This window comes from Pseudomonas sp. 1, assembly GCF_056626735.1.
On the sequence record NZ_JBWXMQ010000032.1, the window covers coordinates 1 to 22,712 of the forward strand.

19 protein-coding genes, 4 tRNA genes and 1 pseudogene are annotated in these 22,712 nt (G+C 60.0%); 8 read left to right on the forward strand and 16 right to left on the reverse strand.

Annotated features, from left to right (window positions below; genetic code table 11):
* From AC1MDC_RS28145 to bamJ, 6 genes and pseudogenes are all read right to left on the reverse strand, one after another.
* Window positions 1–1,161: pseudogene (locus AC1MDC_RS28145) on the reverse strand (type IV secretion protein Rhs); the annotation flags it as partial.
* A gap of 226 nt (window positions 1,162–1,387) precedes the next feature.
* Entirely contained in the window at window positions 1,388–1,795 is a 408-nt protein-coding gene (locus tag AC1MDC_RS28150) for an SEL1-like repeat protein (RefSeq protein WP_085699281.1), read from the reverse strand.
* On the reverse strand, window positions 1,796–2,167 hold the full coding sequence (locus AC1MDC_RS28155; RefSeq protein WP_003223109.1) for a hypothetical protein: 372 nt from the start codon (window positions 2,165–2,167) through the stop codon (window positions 1,796–1,798).
* The gene (locus AC1MDC_RS28160; RefSeq protein ID WP_007950435.1) at window positions 2,164–2,505 is read right to left on the reverse strand and encodes a helix-turn-helix domain-containing protein; all 342 of its coding nucleotides are present in this window, start codon (window positions 2,503–2,505) and stop codon (window positions 2,164–2,166) included. The genes AC1MDC_RS28155 and AC1MDC_RS28160 overlap by 4 nt, the downstream gene beginning before the upstream one ends.
* Before the next feature lie 114 nt (window positions 2,506–2,619).
* Window positions 2,620–3,075: a YkvA family protein gene (locus tag AC1MDC_RS28165; RefSeq protein ID WP_085699283.1), complete on the reverse strand. Its 456-nt coding sequence runs from the start codon at window positions 3,073–3,075 to the stop codon at window positions 2,620–2,622.
* A 290-nt stretch (window positions 3,076–3,365) separates the two neighbouring features.
* Window positions 3,366–4,079, reverse strand: coding sequence for a BamJ family beta-barrel-assembly machinery protein (gene bamJ / locus AC1MDC_RS28170; RefSeq protein WP_085699285.1), 714 nt, complete (start codon window positions 4,077–4,079; stop codon window positions 3,366–3,368).
* A gap of 270 nt (window positions 4,080–4,349) precedes the next feature.
* Here bamJ and AC1MDC_RS28175 point away from each other — a divergent pair, with 270 nt between their 5' ends.
* Both AC1MDC_RS28175 and AC1MDC_RS28180 read left to right on the forward strand, forming a co-directional pair.
* On the forward strand, window positions 4,350–6,158 hold the full coding sequence (locus AC1MDC_RS28175; RefSeq protein WP_480394158.1) for a di-heme-cytochrome C peroxidase: 1,809 nt from the start codon (window positions 4,350–4,352) through the stop codon (window positions 6,156–6,158).
* Between the two features lie 26 nt (window positions 6,159–6,184).
* Complete coding sequence (locus AC1MDC_RS28180; protein WP_480394161.1) at window positions 6,185–7,321, forward strand: catalase family protein; 1,137 nt, start codon at window positions 6,185–6,187, stop codon at window positions 7,319–7,321.
* A gap of 145 nt (window positions 7,322–7,466) precedes the next feature.
* Here the strand turns inward: AC1MDC_RS28180 and AC1MDC_RS28185 are convergent.
* The 4 genes from AC1MDC_RS28185 to AC1MDC_RS28200 form a co-directional block, all read right to left on the reverse strand.
* Window positions 7,467–7,543: transfer RNA gene (locus AC1MDC_RS28185), tRNA-Asp, on the reverse strand.
* A gap of 19 nt (window positions 7,544–7,562) precedes the next feature.
* Window positions 7,563–7,638: transfer RNA gene (locus AC1MDC_RS28190), tRNA-Val, on the reverse strand.
* Between the two features lie 190 nt (window positions 7,639–7,828).
* Window positions 7,829–7,905 (reverse strand) — tRNA-Asp (locus AC1MDC_RS28195).
* Window positions 7,906–7,924: 19 nt separating this feature from the next.
* Window positions 7,925–8,000 (reverse strand) — tRNA-Val (locus AC1MDC_RS28200).
* A 159-nt stretch (window positions 8,001–8,159) separates the two neighbouring features.
* On the opposite strand from AC1MDC_RS28200, the gene rdgC reads away from it, so the two are divergent.
* The 3 genes from rdgC to sugE all read left to right on the forward strand — a co-directional run bounded on the left by rdgC (window position 8,160) and on the right by sugE (window position 10,553).
* Complete coding sequence (rdgC, locus tag AC1MDC_RS28205; protein WP_085703388.1) at window positions 8,160–9,080, forward strand: recombination-associated protein RdgC; 921 nt, start codon at window positions 8,160–8,162, stop codon at window positions 9,078–9,080.
* Window positions 9,081–9,154: 74 nt separating this feature from the next.
* Window positions 9,155–10,120 (forward strand): bile acid:sodium symporter family protein, encoded by a 966-nt coding sequence (locus AC1MDC_RS28210; protein ID WP_085699291.1) that lies wholly within the window; start codon window positions 9,155–9,157, stop codon window positions 10,118–10,120.
* 118 nt (window positions 10,121–10,238) lie between these two features.
* The gene (gene sugE / locus AC1MDC_RS28215; RefSeq protein ID WP_011333160.1) at window positions 10,239–10,553 is read left to right on the forward strand and encodes a quaternary ammonium compound efflux SMR transporter SugE; all 315 of its coding nucleotides are present in this window, start codon (window positions 10,239–10,241) and stop codon (window positions 10,551–10,553) included.
* A gap of 42 nt (window positions 10,554–10,595) precedes the next feature.
* Here sugE and AC1MDC_RS28220 read toward each other — a convergent pair whose 3' ends face one another.
* The 4 genes from AC1MDC_RS28220 to AC1MDC_RS28235 form a co-directional block, all read right to left on the reverse strand.
* On the reverse strand, window positions 10,596–12,470 hold the full coding sequence (locus AC1MDC_RS28220; protein WP_480394159.1) for an MFS transporter: 1,875 nt from the start codon (window positions 12,468–12,470) through the stop codon (window positions 10,596–10,598).
* Between the two features lie 98 nt (window positions 12,471–12,568).
* Window positions 12,569–13,720, reverse strand: coding sequence for a TDT family transporter (locus tag AC1MDC_RS28225; RefSeq protein ID WP_480394160.1), 1,152 nt, complete (start codon window positions 13,718–13,720; stop codon window positions 12,569–12,571).
* 105 nt (window positions 13,721–13,825) lie between these two features.
* On the reverse strand, window positions 13,826–14,137 hold the full coding sequence (locus tag AC1MDC_RS28230; RefSeq protein ID WP_085699297.1) for a cupin domain-containing protein: 312 nt from the start codon (window positions 14,135–14,137) through the stop codon (window positions 13,826–13,828).
* 53 nt (window positions 14,138–14,190) lie between these two features.
* Entirely contained in the window at window positions 14,191–15,378 is a 1,188-nt protein-coding gene (locus AC1MDC_RS28235) for an MFS transporter (RefSeq protein ID WP_085699299.1), read from the reverse strand.
* Between the two features lie 91 nt (window positions 15,379–15,469).
* Here AC1MDC_RS28235 and AC1MDC_RS28240 point away from each other — a divergent pair, with 91 nt between their 5' ends.
* Together AC1MDC_RS28240 and AC1MDC_RS28245 are read left to right on the forward strand one after the other, a co-directional pair.
* Window positions 15,470–16,012 (forward strand): TetR/AcrR family transcriptional regulator, encoded by a 543-nt coding sequence (locus AC1MDC_RS28240; RefSeq protein ID WP_085699301.1) that lies wholly within the window; start codon window positions 15,470–15,472, stop codon window positions 16,010–16,012.
* Between the two features lie 134 nt (window positions 16,013–16,146).
* Window positions 16,147–19,617 carry a hybrid sensor histidine kinase/response regulator gene (locus AC1MDC_RS28245; RefSeq protein ID WP_085703384.1) on the forward strand — a complete coding sequence of 1,157 codons (3,471 nt, stop codon included), beginning with the start codon at window positions 16,147–16,149 and terminating at the stop codon, window positions 19,615–19,617.
* A 9-nt stretch (window positions 19,618–19,626) separates the two neighbouring features.
* On the opposite strand, the gene AC1MDC_RS28250 is transcribed toward AC1MDC_RS28245, so the two are convergent.
* Together AC1MDC_RS28250 and AC1MDC_RS28255 are read right to left on the reverse strand one after the other, a co-directional pair.
* Window positions 19,627–20,991, reverse strand: coding sequence for a DNA recombination protein RmuC (locus AC1MDC_RS28250; RefSeq protein ID WP_480394162.1), 1,365 nt, complete (start codon window positions 20,989–20,991; stop codon window positions 19,627–19,629).
* A gap of 175 nt (window positions 20,992–21,166) precedes the next feature.
* Window positions 21,167–21,490 carry an SEL1-like repeat protein gene (locus AC1MDC_RS28255; protein ID WP_085611478.1) on the reverse strand — a complete coding sequence of 108 codons (324 nt, stop codon included), beginning with the start codon at window positions 21,488–21,490 and terminating at the stop codon, window positions 21,167–21,169.
* A gap of 953 nt (window positions 21,491–22,443) precedes the next feature.
* Here AC1MDC_RS28255 and AC1MDC_RS28260 point away from each other — a divergent pair.
* A complete protein-coding gene (locus AC1MDC_RS28260) occupies window positions 22,444–22,668 on the forward strand; it encodes a hypothetical protein (RefSeq protein ID WP_007950419.1) in 225 nt (74 codons plus the stop codon).
* Window positions 22,669–22,712 lie beyond the last annotated feature (44 nt).

Here is a 22,712-nt window from a genome sequence, read left to right on the forward strand (position 1 = left end):
GCCGTTGGGATTTTTCGCCTGATCCGGCGTGTCGTCGTGCTGCTCGTCTTTTTTCAGGGAAGCATTACGCCGGGCATCCCAGCGCAATTGCATGCGACCCTTTTTCACCCCGGCGGCGATGCCCCTTGCGGCGACGGACTTGTAGTGGTTCACATAACCGATAAAGGTGCTGACGATGCCGAACATCGCCTTCACCAGTCGCGTCACCGCCGACAACAACTGAGCGCCACGCTCCGCCAGACGCAAGGTCAGATAAGCGATCCCTGCCCCGGCGCCAACGAAAGTCAGCACAACGCCGATCAATACATCGATCAGCAGCTGCACCACCACCATCGAGACTGCCTCGGCGGTTTTCCCGGCAATTTCAGTGCCGGGCAACATTTCCAGCCAGAGGCTCGCAGTACGCAGCAACAAACACAGCGCCGCCTCGTCACTGACCAGTAACTGAAGCTTCTCCATCATTTCAGGCGCTGTTTCTGCCAGCGCAATCAGCTGTGCGGCGCCACTGCCCAACCGCTCGGCAAACTTTCCGGGTTCCTTGAGAATTTCCGACAACAACCCGATGCTGTCCCACACCCCCCCGATCGCCGCCCAGCTCCCGGCGAGCATGCCGTTGCCCGCCGCCGTCACCACCGACTGTGACCACTGCGGCTTGAATCCTTGCCACTCGCTGCGCAGCCAACCATCCAGCTGCCGACTCAGGCCGTCGTAGGACTCGAAAAGTGCATCAATCTGCTGCTCGCTGGCCTCGCTGTGCACCACCACCCGGTAGAACTTGCCTGCTTCACCGGTAAACACACCCTTGCCTTGAGCATCGAGGGTGACGGAGTTGACCTCGCCACCGTCCATCGCTACCACATCGACTACGATGCCGCCCAATGGAATGTCGTATACCGACTCGAACTTGCTCTCGATCTCCATCGGCCCGGATTCCGGGCATTGCACGACCGCAGAAGAGAAACGGTTGTCGTCAATCGCGACCGCCGTGCTGTGCTCGCCGAAACGGATGATCCGCTCCATTCCCATCAGCGACGGCAGATCGGCCGCATGACTGACACCATCTGCCGAGCGACTGAGCCAGTGCTTCAGTTGTTCGCGATAGAGATCGAGAGTGCGGGGAAAGCTGTCGAGTTCTTGCTCGATGCGGGTGACGGCATCCATCAGCGCAATCCCATGCGCATGGCGAAACGAAAAACCGGGTCGAACATATGCGTTCCCTCGCGCAAAAATCAGGCGAGGGACTTTGCGGGGGATCAAACAGAAAAGAAGTCAGGCGAGTAGGCGGAGGATGTAGGAGAAGTCTGTAACTGATTTTTTATCGCACGGCAGACGCAAAAACGGGGCGGGAGGTTTACCTCACGCCCCGTTCACGGAACAGATGATTTGCTTATTTAAAAGCGTCTCGGCCGGCCAGCTCTTTCAACTTGAGCTCGGCCAACGGATGCCCGGCCTTCGCGGCCATGGTCCACCAGCGAGCGGCTTCCGAAGGATCTGGCGCTTTGCTCGGCGTACCTGCAAGACTGATGACACCGACTTGATATGCCGCTTTGCCATCCCCGGCCAGCGCCGCCAGTCGCAACAAACGTACACCTTCCTCACGTGCGCCCAGGCCAACCCCGCGAAACGTCAGGATGTGCCCGTAAAAACTTTGCGCGCCGACATCGCCCAGATTGGCCATGCGCGCAAACTGCCCTTCGAGCCAGCGCCAGCCGCGGGGCTGACGGACAAACCACGCCCAGTGAAACAGCCTGCGGGCCAGCCAGTAACTGGCCCGCGCCTTGAGTCGTAAAAACACTCAGGCCTCCGCCGATTCCGGGTACTCGTACTCAAAGACCCGCACCACTTCCGAAGCATGCCAGGAGGCGGCGGCGACACCGTCGGACGGCCCGGAAAAACGCCCCAGGCGCTCGACACATTCAAAGAAACCGGTGCGTGGCAGGCGACTGGCACCCTGGCTGATCACCAGCGAGCTGCGCAACGGCTGTTCGGCTTTCGCGTCCAGTGCCGCGAGATGCTCCAGTGCAGCGGTCAATGTCTGCATGGCCGGCGTGGGCAGTTGCAGGCGTTCGAGCAAGGCTCGATAAGTCAAAAGATGGCGCTGCCTGCGCGCCTGATCCAGTTCCCCCAGCAATCCGTCCCAATGTTGACGACTGATGCGTACGCTCACGATTGTTCCCTCCACCCTGGCACCGTCAACTCCCAGGCCAGGCTGCGGCGAATCGCGGCGTCGGGCAGACGCTCGCCACTTTCAATCATGGCCAGGTAAGACGGGCTGATGCCTACCGTGCGGGCCAGCGCCTCGATGGCGATGCCCTTCCCTTCGCGCAAACTGCGTAACTGATCCAGACCTGGAAGAATCGGGTCCGGGGTTGCCGCAAGCGGCGCTGGAGCCGGTTGCGACGGTGCTTCGTTAATGCCTGCTGCTTTCAGTAGAGCCTGATACTGAGCCCATGGCAGAACCGCATATTCGGGTTCGCCATCGCGTGCAATTATCTGAATATCCATGACTACCCCGTAGGACAACAACACTTAGCGAGTCGGCACTTTTCCCTAGAAGTGTAATCCTAACAGCGGCCAAGGTCGTGGGGGGTATCTATCTGAATAAGAGGCTGTCGCAATTCAGGACTTTTTCGGGCCCTGAAGCTGAAGTTGCTCGGGGGTATCGGGCAGGCGCTCGACCACTCTAAGCTTTTCCGGCGTCTGGCGCTGACGCCACAGGCGGAAAGCATTCAGTTCATCGTCGAGGGTTTTCATCAGCCAGGCGAGGACGGCGATGTCATCAAGCATGCCGAACATGGGAATGAAATCGGGAATTGCATCGACCGGACTGAGGAAATACATCAGACCGGCAACCACCGATACGATCGCCTTGGCGCTGATTGCGCGGTACTCGCCGCGCCAATAGGCCAGGCACAGTGCCTGCAACAGACGCAAATCATCCTTCAGCTTGCCAAGGCGATTGCCTTGCGCGGCGCCTTTGCTGGCCACGGCAAACAACAGGGTCGGCAAGCGGCCTCGCGCCAGCAATCGTCCGGCCAGAGGAAGGAATCGGGCGAAATTCCACGGCGCTTTCATTTATTTCTCCCGTTGAAATGTTATCCACACAAATTGTGGATAACCTTGTGAACAGAGCTGCATTTAAGCGCTGAGAGCCCCGTTTCATAAGGGCTGCGCTCAGATCGGGCGTTTTTTACTCACATAAAAAATCCCAATATTTCATTGACTTGGCGGCTCCAGACGTCTAGCGCGGCAACCTTAAAGTCTAGGACTGCCAGGACCGGCATCGGTTCGGTCTGTTTACGCTGACCATCGTCCAGATGCAACAACGCCCCGCATAAGCGAGGCGTTGTTGAAACCGACGCAGATTACTTGGCGGCGTCTTCTTTGGCTGGATCCTTGATACCCAGCAGTTCCAGGTCGAAAACCAGAACCGAGTTGGCCGGGATTGCCGGGCTTGGCGATTGTGCGCCGTAAGCCAGATCGCTAGGGATGTACAGCTTGTACTTCTCGCCAACGTGCATCAGTTGCAGGCCTTCGACCCAACCCGGGATCACACCGCTGACCGGCAGATCGATCGGGCTGCCGCGTTCGACGGAGCTGTCGAAAACGGTGCCGTTGGTCAGCTTGCCGGTGTAGTGAACGGTCACGACATCGGTAGGCTTAGGCTGTGGGCCGTCGGCCTTCTTGACCACTTCGTACTGCAGACCGGAAGCGGTGGTGGTCACGCCGGCTTTCTTGCCGTTTTCTTCGAGGAATTTCTTGCCGGCGGCTGCCGACTCTTCGCTCATCTTGGCCATACGCTCTTCGGCACGCTTTTGCAGCGCGGCGAAGGCTTCGACCAGTTCTTCATCTTTCAGCTTCTGTTCTTTCTTGCCGACGGCATCTTCGATGCCCTGGGCTACCGCTTTGGAGTCCAGATCATCCATGCCTTCCTGAGCAAGGCTCTTGCCCATGTTCAGGCCGATACCGTAGGAAGCTTTTTGCGCCGGGGTTTTCAGCTCTACGCTGGTCTGCGAATCACAACCCGCGAGTACCAGGCTAACCAAGGCAACCGCCGCCGCCAACCGATGCTGTTTCATGCTATTTCCTTGTTCATGCGCCGAAAGGGCAATCGAGTAAAGCCGCGAGCTTATCAGGCCGCCACGACCAATGGCTACCGGCATGAGAGCAGGAATCTTCCGATAAGTTCAGGGATTAAAAAGCATTTGGCGAAAGGCACGATGAAGCTTCTGTCATCTTTCACCGACAGCGATTGATGCCGCTTCCCACAACACTTGGCGTAATGGCCACTTGCCGCACACGGCCTCGCTCAGGCATAACAGCGCAACAACTCGACAAGGACGTTCATCTTGCGCCTCTTATACCGTGTGCTGACGCTGATCGTGGTGCTGCTGGGACTGATCCTGGCGGTAGTTCTTTATTATGTCGCCAATCCGAGATTGCCCTTCCCCGCGCCTGCACAACAAGTGCATTACCTGAACCAGTGGACTGAGCAAGAGCGCCAGACCTACTACTTCACCCCGCAGGGGACGCAGGTCAAAGGCCTTCGTTACGAATGGTTTCAGGCGCTGGAGCTACCATTCTCGCAGCAACGCTTTGCCTCCCCGGAATACCTTGCACGCTTTGGTTTTCTGATCGATCCGCAGCAGAAAGCCACGCCCGAAAACCCGGGCAATCTGCCGGTAGGTTTCGCCCGGCATCAAAATCCCGGCAGCGCCGAGCAATATCTCGACATCACTTGCGCGGCCTGCCACACCGGCGAGCTGCATTTCAATGGCCAGGCGATACGCATCGACGGGGGCACGGCCCAACACGTGTTGCCTTCCAGTGTTCCTACATTGCGCGGCGGAAGTTTCGGACAGGCATTGGTTGCCAGTCTCACCTCGACTTACTACAACCCGTGGAAATTCGAGCGCTTCGCCCGCAATGTGCTGGGCAACGACTACGACGCACGCAATGAACAACTGCGCAAAGACTTCAAAAGCTCACTGAACACCTTCATCAAAGTGGCGTGGAACGACACCCACCGCGGCCTCTACCCCACCGAAGAAGGCCCGGGCCGCACCGATGCCTTCGGCCGTATCGCCAACGCGACCTTCGGCGATGCGATCTCCCCGAGCAATTACCGCGTGGCCAACGCTCCCGTGGATTACCCGCAGCTGTGGGACATGTGGACCTTCGACTGGGTGCAGTGGAACGGTTCGGCGCAGCAGCCGATGGCACGCAATATCGGCGAGGCACTGGGTGTCGGCGCCACTCTGAATTTCTTCGACGCCAACGGCCAACCGCTGCAGGGCGATGAGCGCTATGCCTCCAGCGTACGTGTGCGTGATCTGCACAAAATCGAAGAAACCCTGCAAAAACTGCAACCGCCGGCATGGCCTGAAGAGGTGCTGGGCGTCGTCGACAAACCCTTGGCAGCCAAGGGGCGAACCCTGTTCGCCGAGAATTGCGCCGGATGCCACGTCCCGCGTCAAACCCAGGAAGGCGAGCGTTGGGTGCAACACCTGCACATGCTCCCGGTGGACGTTATCGGCACCGACCCGAACGCCGCCAACAACATCGCCAATCACCGTTTCGACCTGACCGCTCTGCAATGGAACCCGGCGGAACTCGAACAAATGGACGTGAAGTTGCACCCCAAACCCAAGGAGCCGCTGGACCTCAGCCAGTTGTCAGTGGCCAAGGGACTGGCTTACGTCACCGCCTTCGTGGAAAACCGTGCGTACCGTGAAGCGGGCGTTACCGCTGCCGAGAAGCCACAACTCGATGGCTTCGGGCTGCCGATCGGCGTTCGCGAAAAAGTCGCCTACAAGGCCCGTCCGCTCGCCGGGGTATGGGCCACGGCCCCGTTCCTGCACAACGGCTCGGTCCCGAGCCTTTATCAGTTGCTGTCGCCTCAGGATGAGCGCGCCACGACCTTCTATAAAGGCACGCTTGAATACGATCCACGCCATCTTGGGTACCGGACCGAGGCTTTCACCAACGGTTTCCTGTTCGACACCCGCATCACCGGCAACCACAACAGTGGCCATGAATTCCGCGCCGGCGAACGCGGCAACGGGGTGATCGGCCGACTGTTGCAGCCAGAAGAACGTTGGGCGCTGCTCGAATACCTGAAAGTGCTGGGCGGCCCTCTGGAGGCACAACTGCCATGATCTTCAATTCCTTTAAAAGACCTTCGATGCTGGCGCGTTTCTGGCTCTGGCTGGGACGGTTACTGGGCAAAACCCTGTTGTTCCTGCTGGTGATCGGCCTGATCGGCTGGGCCCTGACCACCGCGTGGTTGGCCTGGCAGCACCGGGGTCCGGTATCGGCGCTGGAGCAGATTCCGGACGGCGAAGCCGCCATGACCCAGGACGTGATCCAGACCGCCGTGCGCATCGTCGATCAGCACCGCGAAAGCACCCGCTACCTGCGCGATGCCTATGCCAAAGCCCATGGCTGCGTGAAAGCCGATGTGCAGGTGTTGCCGGATCTGGCTCAGGAATTGCGCCAGGGCGTATTCAGCGAACCGGGCAAGCTGTGGAAAGCAACGATGCGCCTGTCCAACGGCAACGCCTATCCGCAATTCGACAGCATCCGCGATGCCCGGGGCATGGCGATCAAATTGCTCGATGTGCCGGGCAAATCCTTGCTGGCCGATCGTCAGGAGCTGCACGAACAGGATTTCGTGATGTTCAGTCACCCGAACTTCTTTGTCAGCAATGTCGCCGAATATCGTCAGAATGTGGCGGCGCAGGCTGACGGCAAGAAAGTCATGGCGTTTTTTCCGGGGTGGGATCCGCGTAGTTGGCAAATCCGGCATCTGTTCATTGCACTGGCAACCTTATCGCCACCGCCGGAAAGCCCGACCCGCACGACATATTTCTCGGTATCGCCCTACAAGTTCGGCGAGGCCAATGCCAAGTTCCGGGTGATGCCGGATCCGGAGCGCTGCCCCGCTTATACCTTGCCGAAACAGAACCAGGATCTGCCGAACTTCCTGCGCAGCGCATTGAACCAACAACTGTCCACCGACCGGATACCGGCGTGCTTTGTGTTGCAGATTCAGCGGCAGGACGCGAACAAGTTCATGCCGATCGAAGACACCAGCATCGAATGGCGCGAGCAGGACAGTCCGTTCCAGACTGTGGCCAGGATCACTCTGCCCCCGCAGGACTTCGACACCCCGGCGCTGAACCTGCAATGCGACAACCTGTCGTTCAATCCCTGGTTCGGCATCGAAGCCCATCGCCCGATTGGCGGAATCAACCGGCTGCGCAAAGCGGTATATGAAGCGGTCAGCGATTACCGCCACAGCCGCAACTCGGCGCAATAGCAGCGCCAGAAACGAAAAAAGCGACCGTCAACGGTCGCTTTCTCATGGACAGACTCAGCGAAAGCCAAATCCCAGGCAGCAAAAAGCCCGCACAAGGCGGGCTTTCTGAGGTGATCTGGCGTTCAGTGTTCCAGATTACCGAATATGGCGCAGCGGACGGGACTCGAACCCGCGACCCCCGGCGTGACAGGCCGGTATTCTAACCGACTGAACTACCGCTGCGCGAAACGCTTGAAACGAATGGTGGGTGATGACGGGATCGAACCGCCGACATTCTGCTTGTAAGGCAGACGCTCTCCCAGCTGAGCTAATCACCCTTCGCTTCGTTACGGGGCGCATTATGCCACAGATTTTCGTAACGTGTTGATTTAATTGAAGTTTTTTTCAAATAAATCCGAAAACCGGTGAAACGATACATCCCGCAGGTACAACTCGAGGCAGAAAAAAACCCGCCTCGGCGGGTTTTTCCGTGGTGACCTGGCGTTCAGTGTTCCAGGTTACCGAATATGGCGCAGCGGACGGGACTCGAACCCGCGACCCCCGGCGTGACAGGCCGGTATTCTAACCGACTGAACTACCGCTGCGCTAAACACTTGAAACGAATGGTGGGTGATGACGGGATCGAACCGCCGACATTCTGCTTGTAAGGCAGACGCTCTCCCAGCTGAGCTAATCACCCTTCGCTTCGGTGTGGCGCGCATTCTACGGAGCGTCCCAACCTCTGGCAAGCACTTTTTTAATTAATTTTCTTAGCCCTTCCAAAGGCTTAGAGAAGGGTTGGCCTATGACCCGGCGAAGACAATAATGCCCCCCTTTGTATAAAGGAGAGACTCACCCCATGTGGTTCAAGAACCTGCTTATCTATCGCCTGACCCAAGACCTGCCTGTCGATGCCGAGGCGCTGGAAACTGCACTGGCCACCAAACTGGCGCGTCCATGTGCAAGCCAGGAGTTGACCACCTACGGTTTCGTGGCGCCGTTCGGCAAGGGCGAAGATGCGCCACTGGTGCACGTCAGCGGTGACTTCCTGCTGATCTGCGCCCGTAAAGAAGAACGCATCCTGCCGGGCAGCGTCGTGCGCGATGCGGTCAAGGAAAAGGTCGAAGAGATCGAAGCCGAGCAGATGCGCAAGGTCTATAAGAAGGAACGCGATCAAATCAAGGATGAAATCATCCAGGCCTTCCTGCCGCGCGCCTTTATCCGCCGCTCGTCGACTTTCGCCGCCATCGCGCCGAAACAGGGTCTGATCCTGGTCAACTCGGCCAGCCCGAAACGCGCCGAAGACCTGCTCTCCACGCTGCGTGAAGTGATCGGCACCCTGCCGGTTCGCCCACTGACCGTGAAAACCGCGCCGACCGCCGTGATGACTGAATGGGTCACCACCCAGCAAGCCGCTCCGGACTTCTTCGTACTGGACGAGTGCGAACTGCGCGACACCCACGAAGACGGCGGCATCGTGCGTTGCAAGCGTCAGGATCTGACCAGCGAAGAAATCCAGCTGCACCTGAGCACCGGCAAGGTTGTGACTCAACTGTCGCTGGCCTGGCAGGACAAACTGTCGTTCATGCTCGACGACAAGATGACCGTCAAGCGCCTGAAATTCGAAGATCTGTTGCAGGATCAGGCAGAACAGGACGGCGGCGACGAAGCCCTCGGCCAACTGGACGCCAGCTTCACCCTGATGATGCTGACGTTCGGCGACTTCCTGCCGGCGCTGGTTGAAGCACTGGGCGGTGAAGAGACTCCGCAGGGGATCTGAGTCTCTGCGCAGTCTTTGGGTTATCTTCAAACGCCACCGCTTCGGTGGCGTTTTCACATAATAAGGAACAGACCATGCGCGCACTGGCTGCACTGAGTCGTTTTGTCGGCAACACCTTCGCTTACTGGGTTCTGATTTTCGCGGTGCTCGCGTTCCTGCAACCGGCCTGGTTCCTCGGTCTGAAAAGCGCGATCGTACCGCTGCTCGGGCTGGTGATGTTTGGCATGGGCCTGACCCTCAAACTCGACGACTTCGCCGCTGTCGCCCGCCATCCGTGGCGTGTGGCCCTGGGCGTGGTCGCGCATTTCGTGATCATGCCGGGGATGGCGTGGTTGCTGTGCCAGATTTTTCATCTGCCGCCGGAAATTGCCGTCGGGGTTATTCTGGTCGGCTGCTGCCCGAGCGGCACCTCATCGAACGTCATGACCTGGCTGGCCCGTGGCGACCTGGCACTGTCGGTGGCCATCGCCGCCGTCACCACCCTCCTCGCCCCGCTGCTGACACCGGCGCTGATCTGGCTGCTGGCCTCGGCCTGGTTGCCGGTTTCGTTCATGGAATTGTTCTGGTCGATCCTGCAAGTGGTGCTGCTGCCAATCGTCCTCGGTGTGGTCGCGCAACGTGTGCTCGGTGACAAGGTGCGCCACGCGGTGGAAGTATTGCCGCTGGTGTCGGTGGTCAGCATCGTGATCATCGTCGCCGCCGTGGTGGCCGCCAGTCAGGCGAAAATCGCCGAATCCGGCCTGCTGATCATGGCCGTGGTGATGTTGCACAACAGCTTCGGTTATCTGCTGGGTTATTTCACCGGGCGCCTGTTCGGCCTGCCGCTGCCGCAGCGCAAATCCCTGGCGCTGGAAGTCGGCATGCAGAACTCGGGATTGGGTGCCGCGCTGGCCAGTGCGCATTTCTCGCCGCTGGCGGCGGTGCCGAGCGCGTTGTTCAGTGTGTGGCACAACATTTCCGGAGCACTGCTTTCGACGTACTTCCGGCGGATGAGCGAAAAACAAGACCGTGAAACGCTGGCGCAACAGGCGGCCGACTGATCCCGGATCAAGGCGCGGCGCACAATTTTCGGTAGTATGTGCGCCACGCGGGGACGACCCCGCGGCTCAATCGAGTTTTCAATCTGGGGACGGCCCCGTCAATCGATGGAGGTCTTTCATGTCCTGGATCATTCTGTTTTTCGCCGGCCTGTTCGAAGTCGGCTGGGCCGTCGGCCTGAAATACACCGATGGGTTCACCCGTCCGCTTCCGACCGTTCTCACCGTTGCCGCCATGGCAGTCAGCTTGGGCTTGCTGGGGCTGGCGATGAAGGAACTACCGCTGGGCACGGCTTATGCGATCTGGACCGGGGTCGGTGCCGTGGGCACGGTGATTGCCGGGATCATTTTGTTTGGCGAATCGATGGCGCTGATCCGCCTGGCCAGTGTGGCGTTGATCGTCGCAGGGCTGATCGGGCTCAAGGTCAGCGCCTGAGCCGTTGCCGCCATCCGTCAGGGATGGCGGCTTTCTTGATAACTACCTGATAGTCCCGCGCAATTCCCCGACCATCGCCTGAAGCTCCGCTGGTTGCGCCGCGTCAACGGCGACCGGCTTACCCGCCACCAGCGTCACCCGCGACCACAAGCGCCGGAACACCCCTTTGTTCGGATCGCGACTGAAAAAACTCCCCCATAACCCCTGCAACGCCAGCGGAATCACCGGCACCGGTGTCTCTTCGAGAATCCGCGTCAGCCCGCCCTTGAACTCGTTGATCTCGCCATCGGCGGTCAACTTGCCCTCCGGGAAGATGCAAACCAACTCACCTTCCTTCAGATACCGGGCAATCCGGGTGAAGGCCTTTTCGTAGATCTGGATGTCTTCCTGGCGTCCGGCGATGGGAATCGTCCCCGCTGTACGAAAGATAAAGTTCAGCACCGGCAGGTTGTAGATCTTGTAGTACATGACAAAGCGAATCGGCCGACGTACCGCACCACCAATCAGCAAGGCATCGACGAACGAAACGTGGTTGCACACCAGCAACGCCGCGCCCTCATCGGGAATCGCCTCAAGGTTGCGATGCTCGACGCGGTACATGGAATGGCTGAGCAGCCAGATCATGAAACGCATGCTGAACTCGGGAACGATCTTGAAGATGTAGGCGTTGACGCCGATGTTCAGCAGCGACACCACCAGGAACAGCTGCGGGATCGATAGCTTGACCACGCTCAACAACACGATGGTGACAATCGCCGAAATCACCATGAACAGCGCGTTGAGAATGTTGTTGGCGGCAATCACCCGCGCCCGTTCGTTCTCGGCGGTGCGCGACTGGATCAGCGCGTACAGCGGCACGATGTAGAAACCACCGAAGATCCCCAGGCCCAGCACATCGATCAATACCGCCCAGGCATGGCCGAAACTCAGCACTTCGGTCCAGCTATGGCCGACGGCGCTTTCCGGAATTCCACCGGAATGCCACCACAGCAACAAACCGAAAACAGTCAGGCCGAACGAGCCAAAAGGCACCAGGCCGATTTCGACCTTGCGCCCTGAAAGCTTCTCGCACAGCATCGAGCCCAGTGCGATGCCGACCGAGAAGACAGTCAGGATCAGGGTGACTACGGTTTCGTCGCCGTGCATCCACTCCTTGGCGTAAGCCGGAATCTGCGTCAGATAAATCGCCCCGACAAACCAGAACCACGAGTTGCCGACAATCGAGCGCGAAACTGCTGGTGTCTGCCCCAGGCCCAGTTTCAAGGTTGCCCATGATTGACTGAAGATGTTCCAGTTCAGGCGCATCTGCGGCGAGGCCGCCGCAGCGCGGGGAATGCTGCGACTGGCCAGGTAACCCAACACGGCGATGCCGACAATCGCGGCGGACACCACTGGCGCGTAATTGGCCGATGACATCATCACCCCGGCGCCGATGGTCCCGGCCAGGATCGCCAGGAATGTACCCATCTCCACCAGCCCGTTGCCACCGACCAGTTCGTCCTCGCGCAACGCCTGCGGCAGGATCGAATATTTCACCGGCCCGAACAGTGCCGAGTGCGTGCCCATGGCAAACAGCGCCACCAGCATCAATGACAGGTGATCGAACAGGAAGCCGACAGATCCCACGGCCATGATGACGATTTCAGCCAGTTTGATCAGACGGATCAACGCGTCCTTGGCGAATTTTTCCCCGAACTGCCCGGCCAGCGCCGAAAACAGGAAGAACGGCAGAATAAACAGCAGTGCACACAGGTTGACCCAGATCGAGCGGTCACCTTCGATGGTCAGCCGATAGAGAATGGCGAGGATCAACGACTGCTTGAACACGTTGTCGTTGAACGCGCCCAGCGACTGGGTGATGAAGAACGGCAGGAAGCGCCGGGTACGCAGCAGGTTGAACTGTGAGGGGTGACTCATCTTCCGTGTGTCCCTGATGTTGGGTAACGAGTGGCCTGGATACGCTTATTGGAATGTCGGTCCGCGATCCAGGCCACACCTTACCTAAACTTTTCAGGTTATTTCTTCAAACCTGCAATGCACGGAGAAACAAACAGCTCGCCGCGCCATGCGCCTTGCAGCGTGCGTTTACCTACAATCAGCCACATCGCCGCCAGCAACGTCACCAGTACACAACCGGCCACGCTGAAGAACGTCAGGTGCAAGGTGCTGCCCAGCTTCAGAGTCGCCAGCGAATACACGCCCAACGGGAAGGTAAAGCCCCACCAGCCGAGATTGAACGGGATGCCATCACGCAGGTAACGCACGGTGATCAGCAGCGCCATCAACATCCACCAGAGACCAAACCCCCAGAGCGTGATCCCTGCTATCAGGCCCAGGCCCGAGGCGATTTCGCCGATGCCTGACAGACCGTTGGCCGCGAAGATCGCTGGCGCATCGCCGCCCAGCAGCAACATGCCCAGCGCCCCGGTGCCGATCGGCCCCAGCGCCAGCCAGCTCGAAGCCGCCATGTTTTCGTGGGGCAATTTGTGCAAGGCCATACGCAGCAACAGGATGGTCAGGATGCTGAACGCCACCGGCAGGGAAAACGCCCAAAGCACATAGCTAGTCACCAGCATCACCAGTTGCGAGTGCGCATCGGCCAGATGCGGCGCGAGAAGTCCGCCGCTGGCCGCCGCCACTTCCGCCGCCACCACCGGCAGCAGCCAGACGGCAGTCATCTGATCGATGCTGTGCGCCTGACGGGTGAACATCATGTAAGGGATCAGCACGCCGCAGGCCAGCGACATCGCCACGTCCAGCCACCACAACACTTCGGCCAGTTGAATGACTCCTTCACCCCAGCGTGGCAGACCGAACAGCAGAAAGCCGTTGATGATCGTCGCCAGGCCCATGGGAATGGTGCCGAAGAACATCGAAACCGTGGAGTGGCCGAAGATCCGCCGCGCTTCGTCAAAGAACAGAATCCAGCGGGCGGCGTAGGCAGCAGTAAACAGCACGAACAACAGAATGTTGAACAGCCACAGCCCTTCGGCCACGGCGTGCAATCCGGGAACGGACACCGGCAATTGCGCCAGCGCCAACGCCAGCACGCCGGTGCCCATGGTGGCGGCGAACCAGTTCGGGGTGAATTGGCGGATCACTTCGCGCGGGTGCTGAAGCTGGCTGAATGGCTTGATGCCGGATTTGGCGCTGTTGGGGCAAATCATCATGAACTCCTGTCCTCAGGTGAGGTTGAGCTCATGGTAGAACCGAATCGAATATCTATATAACGGGTAATATCTCTAACTGTTATCTATTTAGTAGATATTCCGTCAGACACTGCCTTCGGTTTCAATGACAAGAATTCGCGCCGCGCCCTGAGGATGAGCGACATGTTCAGTGCCGATGGACGCATAGAAGATGTCGCCAACCTCCAGCAATGCCTGCTTCTCCTCGCCTTCTTCTCGATAGTGCATGAGCACCTGACCGTCGAGCACCACGAACACTTCTTCGCCGTCATTGACGTGCCATTTGTAGGGCTGATCGGTCCAGTGCAGACGCGTGGTGATGCCGTTCATGTTGGCGATGTCGAGCGCGCCCCAGGCGCGCTCGGCGGTAAAGGTCTTGCTGCGAATAATCTTCATGCGTCGATCCGTGAAAAAGTTATGGCTGGCCAAGGCTAACCGAATCCGCAGGCTTATGGCGCGCTGCAGGTCTTCGCCGCTTGCGCCCGAAAACTCATCAGCAGCGCTCCGACCGCCAGCACGATCAATACCGCGCCATACACATCGGTGGTGGCCAGCAGGCCCACGCTATGGGTGAAGTGCCCGGCCAGCAGAGCCGGCAGGCAGAACGCCAGGTAACTCAGCACATAGAATGCCGACATCAACCCGGCGCGCTCATGCGGCAACGCCAGCGGCACCAGACTGCGCACCGCTCCGAGAAAACCGGAGCCAAACCCACAACCGGCCACCAGCGTACCGAAGAAGAACAGCGACAGACTGGCGCTGTGCACGCCCAGCAGAACCAACACGAGCCCGGCTGGCAGCAGGCTCGCGCCGAGTTGCAGCGCCCGGGAAGCAGGACGATTGCGCAAAGTGAAAATCATCAACGCACCGGTGACGGTCAGTGCCGCCACAGTCGCGCCGCCGATCAGGTTGGAGGTGGAGCCAGTGGCCGTGCGCACCAGCGATGGGGCCAGCGAGGCATAGAAACCACCGAGCGCCCAAGTCGCGGTGTTCAGCGGCAAGACCCGCCACAGCGTCGAACGCGCCTGAACCGGCACATGCAGGGTTGGCCGCAACGAGGCCCATGCCCCGGCTTGCGGCGAGACGCTTTCCGGCAAGCGCCACACATAAATCCCCTGCAACACAAACAGCGCGAGCAGCAACCAATAGGTCAACTGCAACGGCGCCGGAGCGAACTCGGCCAACAAGCCGCAGCCCATGCCGCCCAACGCCATGCCCAGCAACGGAGCGACACTGTTAATCAGCGGGCCCTGCTGACGGTCGGTGTCCAGCAGCGTCGCGCTCAACACCGCGGTGGCCATGCCGGTGGCGAAGCCTTGCAGCACTCGCGCGCCGATCAGCCAACCCACGCTGTCGGCGTAGATAAACAGCAGCATCGCCAGCGAATTGAGCGTCACGGCGGTGAAGATCACCGGTTTGCGTCCCAGGTGATCCGACAGCGACCCGACTGTCAGCAACGCGGCCAGCAGACTCAGCGCGTAGACGCCGAAAATCAGGGTCAGCACCGCTGCCGAAAAATGCAGCTGATCCTGATACAGGTGATACAACGGCGTCGGCGCAGTGGAAGCGGCGAGAAAACTCAGTAAGGTGATCGCCAGAAACCACAGGCTGGATCGGTTGGAAGCAAGGCTGGTCATGGGCACACTCCGCAAAAGCTAATTTTTTGCTTTTGCGGAGTGTGCTCTCGGCTTGCGCTTAAAGCAAATTCTTTGTGTTAAGGTCTGGCGCATGGCTATTAAAGAAGGTTTACGCCCCGGCGGTCGCAGTGCCCGGGTGCAAGAGTCGATTCACTCGGCAGTCCGCGCGCTTCTGCAAGAACAGGAGCGCTCAACGGTGACCGTCCCGCAAATCGCGGCGCGTGCAGGCGTGACGCCGTCGACGATTTATCGACGCTGGGGAGATCTGGCGGCCTTGCTCGCGGACGTCGCCCTCGCCCGCATGCGCCCCGACAGCGAGCCGGCAGAAACCGGCAGCCTGCGCAGCGATATCCGCGCATGGGCCGAACAATATCTCGACGAAATGAGTTCTGAACCCGGGCGCAACATGATGCGCGATGTGCAGGCAAGCGCGACGCCGGGGTATTGCGTGACGATCATCGGTGCGCAATTGCAGACCATCATCGAGCGCCACCCAGAGGAAACGGCGCCCAGCGTGGATCGGCTGATCAATCTGGTGGTGTCCCCGGTGGTGTTCCGCATTCTGTTTTCGGCGGCGCCGCTGGAAGTCGATGAACTGCACCGTTTGATCGACCTCGCGCTCAAACCGGATTGACCACAGAACTGCCCGGTTCCGTGACTGCGACACCCCGCCGCGCCACGACCTTGGTCGACACTGACTAACTGTCGCGCCCGTGCGAGACTGTCTGACCGGGCGCAAGTCCGGTCGTTTTCTGTCGGGAGTGTTCCATGTCGTTGTCCACCGGGCTGATCGCCGCCGTCGCCCTGGCCTATATGGCCATCATGTTCGCCATCGCCTTCTACGGCGACCGTCGCAGCACACCGCTGCCGCCACGGGTGCGTGCCTGGGTGTACAGCCTGTCGCTGGCCGTCTACTGCACAAGCTGGACGTTTTTCGGCGCGGTCGGTCAGGCCGCCGAGCAACTGTGGTCGTTCCTGCCGATCTACCTCGGGCCGATCCTGCTATTGCTGGGCGCGCCGTGGGTGCTGCAGAAAATGGTGATGATCAGCAAACAGGAGAACATCACCTCCATCGCCGACTTCATCGCCGCCCGCTACGGTAAATCCCAATCGCTGGCGGTGGTGGTCGCGTTGATCTGTCTGGTCGGCGTTCTGCCCTATATCGCCTTGCAACTCAAAGGCATCGTCCTCGGCGTGAACCTGCTGATCGGTGCCGGTGCCGACGCCATGGGCACCCGCGCCCAGGACACGGCCCTGATCGTGTCGCTGGTGCTGGCCCTGTTCACCATTGTTTTCGGTACGCGCAACCTCGATGCCACCGAGCACCACCGCGGCATGGTGCTGGCGATTGCCTTTGAGTCGCTGGTCAAGCTGTTTGCCTTCCTCGCCGTCGGCGCCTTCGTCACCTATGGGCTGTATGACGGCTTCGACGATTTGTTCAATCAGGCAATGCTCGCACCGCGCCTCGAGGAATACTGGAAGGAAACCATCAACTGGCCATCGATGGTGGTACAGACCGGCGTGGCGATGATGGCAATCATCTGCCTGCCCCGGCAGTTCCACGTGACAGTGGTCGAGAACATCGACCCGCAGGATCTGCGCCTGGCCAAATGGGTGTTCCCGACCTACCTCGCCCTGGCAGCGCTGTTTGTAGTCCCGATCGCCCTGGCCGGTCAGATGATGCTGCCCAGCTCGGTCATCCCCGACTCTTTCGTGATCAGCCTACCGTTGGCCCAGGCCCACCCGGCGCTGGCGATGCTGGCGTTTATCGGCGGTGCATCGGCGGCTACCGGCATGGTGATCGTGGCGAGTGTGGCGCTGTCGACCATGGTCTCCAACGACATGCTGTTGCCGTGGCTGCTGCGCCGCAACAATGCCGAGCGCCCGTTCGAAGTGTTCCGCCAGTGGATGCTCTCGGTGCGCCGGGTCAGCATTGTGGTGATTTTGTTGCTGGCCTACGTCAGCTACCGTTTGCTCGGCTCGACCGCGAGCCTGGCGACCATCGGCCAGATTGCCTTCGCCGCTGTGACCCAACTGGCCCCGGCGATGCTCGGCGCGCTGTACTGGAAACAGGCCAACCGTCGCGGCGTGTTCGCCGGCCTGGCCGCCGGCACGTTCCTGTGGTTCTACACCCTGATCCTGCCGATCGCTGCCCGCAGCCTCGGCTGGTCGCTGGACAGTTTTCCCGGCCTCGCCTGGCTGCACGGCAACCCGCTGAACCTGCCGATCACCCCGCTGACCCAAGGCGTGGTGCTGTCGCTGGCGGGCAACTTCACGTTGTTCGCCTGGGTCTCGGTGCTGTCCCGTACACGGGTCTCGGAGCACTGGCAGGCCGGACGTTTTATCGGCCAGGAAATCAGCGCCCGGCCGAGCGCACGCTCGATGCTGGCGGTGCAGATCGACGACTTGCTGCAACTGGCCGCGCGTTTTGTCGGTGAAGAACGCGCGCGGCAGAGTTTCATCCGCTTCGCCTACCGCCAGGGCAAAGGCTTCAACCCGAATCAGAATGCCGACGGCGAATGGATCGCCCACACCGAGCGCTTGCTGGCAGGTGTCCTCGGCGCCTCTTCGACGCGTGCTGTAGTAAAAGCCGCCATCGAAGGTCGGGAAATGCAGCTGGAGGACGTGGTCCGGATCGCCGACGAAGCGTCGGAAGTGCTGCAGTTCAACCGCGCACTGTTGCAAGGCGCCATCGAGAACATTACCCAGGGCATCAGCGTGGTCGACCAGTCGCTGAAACTGGTGGCCTGGAACCGTCGCTATCTGGAGCTGTTCAACTATCCGGACGGCTTGATCAGCGTTGGCCGCCCGATTGCCGACATCATTCGCCACAACGCCGAACGCGGTTTGTGCGGCCCCGGCGAAGCGGAAGTTCACGTTGCCCGGCGCCTGCACTGGATGCGTCAGGGCCGTGCCCACACCTCCGAGCGACTGTTCCCCAACGGCCGGGTGATCGAGCTGATCGGCAACCCGATGCCCGGCGGCGGTTTCGTCATGAGCTTCACCGACATCACCGCGTTCCGCGAAGCCGAGCAGGCGCTGACCGAGGCCAACGAAGGCCTGGAGCAACGGGTCAGCGAACGGACGCAAGAACTGTCGCAACTCAACGTCGCGCTGACCGAGGCCAAAGGCAATGCCGAGGCGGCCAACCAGTCCAAGACCCGCTTCCTCGCCGCCGTCAGTCACGACCTGATGCAGCCGTTGAACGCCGCGCGGCTGTTCTCCGCCGCCCTCTCCCATCAGAACGACGGCTTGAGCGGCGAGGCGCAGAAACTGGTGCAGCATCTGGACAGTTCGCTGCGTTCGGCCGAAGACCTGATCAGCGACCTGCTGGACATCTCACGCCTGGAAAACGGCAAGATCAACCCGGATCGCAAGCCGTTCGCGATCAATGAGCTGTTCGATACCCTCGGCGCGGAATTCAAGGCACTGGCCCAGGAACAGGGCCTGAGTTTCCGGGTACGAGGCAGTCAGTTGCGCATCGACAGTGACATCAAGTTGCTGCGGCGCATTCTGCAGAACTTCCTCACCAATGCGTTCCGCTACGCAAAAGGCCCGGTGCTGCTGGGCGTGCGTCGGCGACAAGGCGAAATCTGTCTTGAAGTGTGGGATCGCGGGCCGGGGATTCCGGAGGACAAACAGCAAGTGATTTTCGAGGAATTCAAACGCCTCGACAGCCACCAGACCCGCGCCGAAAAAGGTCTGGGTCTGGGCCTGGCGATCGCCGACGGCCTGTGCCGAGTGCTCGGTCATACATTGCGCGTACGTTCATGGCCGGGGCGAGGCAGCGTGTTCAGTGTCCGCGTGCCGTTGGCCAAAGCGCAGACCGTGCAGCCGCCAGCGGCGGTGGAAATCAATGGCAAACTGCACAGCGGCGCGCAGGTGCTATGCATCGACAACGAAGACAGCATTCTGATCGGCATGAACAGCCTGCTCACACGCTGGGGCTGTCAGGTCTGGACCGCGCGCAACCGCGAAGAATGCGCGGCACTGCTCGACGACGGCGTGCGGCCACAATTGGCGCTGGTGGACTATCACCTGGATCACGGCGAAACCGGCACTGATCTGATGGCCTGGTTGCGCACAAGACTGGGCGAGCCGGTGCCGGGAGTGGTGATCAGCGCCGACGGGCATCCGGAAACCGTGGCGCAGGTTCATGCAGCGGGGCTGGATTATCTGGCCAAACCGGTGAAACCGGCGGCGTTGCGGGCGTTGTTGAGTCGCTATTTGCCGCTCTAGAAGAGCAGCTTATTCAGGCAGTTCGACCAACCCGTCGGCATCGGTCATTGCGCGTTCCAGCAAATCGGCCGGCAGGCTCTTGCTGGCCCGCGCACCGAGCAACTTGAGCTGTTCGCTGCGGCTGACCAGGTTGCCCCGTCCTTCCGTCAGCTTGTTGCGCGCCGCGCTGTAGGCTTTGTCCAGTTGCTGCAAGCGATTGCCGACTTCGTCCAGATCCTGAATGAACAACACGAATTTGTCATACAGCCAACCGGCGCGCTCGGCGATTTCCCGGGCGTTCTGGCTCTGGCGCTCTTGCTTCCACAGACTGTCGATGACCCGCAGCGTCGCCAGCAATGTGGTCGGGCTGACAATCACGATGTTGCGATCGAAAGCTTCCTGGAACAGCGCCGGTTCGGCTTGCAATGCAGCGGAAAACGCCGCTTCTATGGGCACGAACAGCAAGACGAAATCGAGGCTGTGCAAGCCTTCCAGACGCTTGTAATCCTTGCCGGCCAGGCCTTTGACGTGGCTGCGCAAGGACAGCACATGCTGCTTCATGGCGATCTGGCCAATGGCGTCGTCGTCCGCCGCCACGAACTGCTGATACGCGGTGAGGCTGACCTTGGAGTCGACCACCACCTGCTTGTCGCCCGGCAGGTAAATGATCACGTCCGGCTGGAAACGCTCGCCGTCCGGCCCCTTGAGATTGACCTGAGTCTGGTACTCGCGGCCCTTCTCCAGCCCGGCATGTTCAAGCACGCGCTCAAGAATCAGCTCGCCCCAGTTGCCCTGGGTTTTCTGGCCCTTCAGGGCGCGGGTCAGATTGGTCGCTTCGTCGCTCAGACGCAGGTTCAGTTGCTGCAAGCGCTCCAGCTCCTTGGCCAGCGAGAAGCGCTCGCGGGCTTCGGCCTGATAGCTTTCCTCGACGCGTTTTTCAAACGACTGGATGCGTTCCTTCAACGGGTCGAGCAATTGACCAAGGCGTTGCTGGCTGGTTTCGGCGAAGCGTTGCTCGCGCTCATCGAAGATCTTGCCGGCCAGTTCGGCGAACTGGGCGCGCAGCTCGTCGCGGGAACCTTGCAGGTCATCCAGGCGTTGTTGATGGCTTTCCTGTTGCTCGCGCAACTCGGCATTCAGCGAAGCCGCCTGGGCATCCAGGCGCCGCAATTCGGCTTCCTTGTTGGCGCGTTCAATGTTCCAGGCATGGGCGGCGTCGCGGGCGTCATCGCGCTCGATCTGCAACAGCTCGACTTCCCGGCGCACGGCCGCGAGATCCGCTTGTCTGGAGGCGTTGGCCTGGCCGAGGTCGGCGACTTCATCGCGGCAGGCTTCTAATTGAGCAGTGAGGCCGTCCTGGGCCATCTGCGCCATGGCCAGCCGCTCCTCGAGCAACGCGACTTCAGACCGGCTCTGACTGGCCCGACGTTGCAGTTGCCACGCCAGTGCCAGCAGCGGCACCGCCGCGCCTGCCAGTCCCAGCAGGATGCTGGTCAAGTCAATCGCCATAGTGATTCTCGCCGATCCGATAAAGCCTGAAGGTTAACCAAGGCGCCAGGTCTTGGACAGCTCAGTCTTCGATCAGGCCGAGTTCCTGTTGCGCACGTCGGTCACCCGCGCGGGCGGCCTGACGCAGCAGGTCCTGGCCGATGCGGCGATCCCGGGCATTGCCGCACTCGCGGCACATCAACTGGCCGAGACGACTTTGCGCCGCGACCACCCCTTCCCGGGCCGGTTGCTTGAGCAGGCGGCCGGCGAGGTGCTTGGCATTCTGGCTGTCGCCCAAACGCGGGCTGTCCAGCAGCCATTCGGCCACGCGTACGGAAAATCGCTTGGGAGCGGTAACACGAGGGAGTTGGGAGGTAACAGATTCTGGAGCTGAACGAAACTTCATAAAGCACTGTGGGACAGATCGGAAGGCGCGCCACTCTACTCTTTTTTTCGCACAGGTAAAGTCGAAAAAAACCCGGCACGCCCGTGCTAGAGCAAGCGCTCGGGACAATCCACAGAAGCTGTGGATAACTCAGTGGACAACCGCCTTCCAGTCGCCGCAAAGCCTTGTGGAACGGGGCTCGCAGTCAAACTGACGATTTTTTCACCAGTTAAAAAAAGCGATGTTTTTCATTGACTTAAACTTTCGATGCAGGCAGCCATCGGGGTCAGGATCGTTATGACAGCGCCGTTACCGTCTGCGCAACTAATGTGCACAAGTACCTGTTACGCGGTTATATCGATGCGCCTTTTCGGGTCGTTTTGGCATTCAGGCTGGGGACAAGCCCCTGCGCCGAGCTTCAGCGCCGGTCACGTCGTGGCGACCGACGGTCATTGTGTGAGCCAGATCGGGGCAGGTTACGGGCCTGGCAATGTCTCCTGATTTATTTTTGATCAGCGGGTTTGCCTTTCGGGGATCGTTCCGTTAGTATCCGCGGCGTTAGTACCAAGCTGAAAGTCAATTCCGGTCGAACACACCCCACGGTCAGCCTTCTTTCACAGAAGCCTCCACCGACAAAAGCGGGATCGACCCCTCGATGGTTTCCAGGTAAATCTTCCGACAACACAGCCTTTGAATCGAATGCAAAGGGTGTTGCGAAGACCCCTTACTCTGACCGAACCAACCTGCAAATTGATCAGGATCTTCACCCCGGGCCCAGAACCTCTGCCCTCGATGTGTTGCCTGTCCTCCTAAGTACCTACCTGCCAGCCCAAGCGCGCCCACTTTTATAGCGCTCGAACTGGCTGCCTTGTTCCAGTCGGGTTCTTCGTTCGACCAATGGTGGTTGACGTTACTGGAACGTTTTAACGTTGCACGGTTCTTATCCGTGTCATTTGTAGGAACACCTAATAACTATGTCGACTCAAATCCAGACTCAGGATGCCATTCGCACCCTAACCAACGCTTTTGCTCCAATGAACTGCCTGATCATGGCCGCTCGCAAAGGCTGCTTCAGCTTCACCGTGGTCAATGAACACGGGATCGCCCGCCACAGCGAGCGTCTGTATCCCGATCAATACTCCAGCGCCGAACCGCTGCAGGCCGTAATTGATCGCACCCGTCAGGCATTGATCGCCTGAGAGGCCGAAATGGCTGCAAAAGCAAAAGCCCCGCTTAAAACGCG

Excerpts from the sequence above, each read along its gene's own strand:
- AC1MDC_RS28160 (WP_007950435.1), bottom strand. The coding sequence starts at position 2,505 with ATGGATATTCAGATAATTGCACGCGATGGCGAACCCGAATATGCGGTT.
- AC1MDC_RS28165 (WP_085699283.1), bottom strand. The coding sequence starts at position 3,075 with ATGAAAGCGCCGTGGAATTTCGCCCGATTCCTTCCTCTGGCCGGACGA.
- bamJ (WP_085699285.1), bottom strand. The coding sequence starts at position 4,079 with ATGAAACAGCATCGGTTGGCGGCGGCGGTTGCCTTGGTTAGCCTGGTA.
- AC1MDC_RS28180 (WP_480394161.1), top strand. The coding sequence starts at position 6,185 with ATGCTGGCGCGTTTCTGGCTCTGGCTGGGACGGTTACTGGGCAAAACC.
- rdgC (WP_085703388.1), top strand. The coding sequence starts at position 8,160 with ATGTGGTTCAAGAACCTGCTTATCTATCGCCTGACCCAAGACCTGCCT.
- AC1MDC_RS28210 (WP_085699291.1), top strand. The coding sequence starts at position 9,155 with ATGCGCGCACTGGCTGCACTGAGTCGTTTTGTCGGCAACACCTTCGCT.
- sugE (WP_011333160.1), top strand. The coding sequence starts at position 10,239 with ATGTCCTGGATCATTCTGTTTTTCGCCGGCCTGTTCGAAGTCGGCTGG.
- AC1MDC_RS28220 (WP_480394159.1), bottom strand. The coding sequence starts at position 12,470 with ATGAGTCACCCCTCACAGTTCAACCTGCTGCGTACCCGGCGCTTCCTG.
- AC1MDC_RS28225 (WP_480394160.1), bottom strand. The coding sequence starts at position 13,720 with ATGATTTGCCCCAACAGCGCCAAATCCGGCATCAAGCCATTCAGCCAG.
- AC1MDC_RS28230 (WP_085699297.1), bottom strand. The coding sequence starts at position 14,137 with ATGAAGATTATTCGCAGCAAGACCTTTACCGCCGAGCGCGCCTGGGGC.
- AC1MDC_RS28235 (WP_085699299.1), bottom strand. The coding sequence starts at position 15,378 with ATGACCAGCCTTGCTTCCAACCGATCCAGCCTGTGGTTTCTGGCGATC.
- AC1MDC_RS28240 (WP_085699301.1), top strand. The coding sequence starts at position 15,470 with ATGGCTATTAAAGAAGGTTTACGCCCCGGCGGTCGCAGTGCCCGGGTG.
- AC1MDC_RS28245 (WP_085703384.1), top strand. The coding sequence starts at position 16,147 with ATGTCGTTGTCCACCGGGCTGATCGCCGCCGTCGCCCTGGCCTATATG.
- AC1MDC_RS28255 (WP_085611478.1), bottom strand. The coding sequence starts at position 21,490 with ATGAAGTTTCGTTCAGCTCCAGAATCTGTTACCTCCCAACTCCCTCGT.
- AC1MDC_RS28260 (WP_007950419.1), top strand. The coding sequence starts at position 22,444 with ATGTCGACTCAAATCCAGACTCAGGATGCCATTCGCACCCTAACCAAC.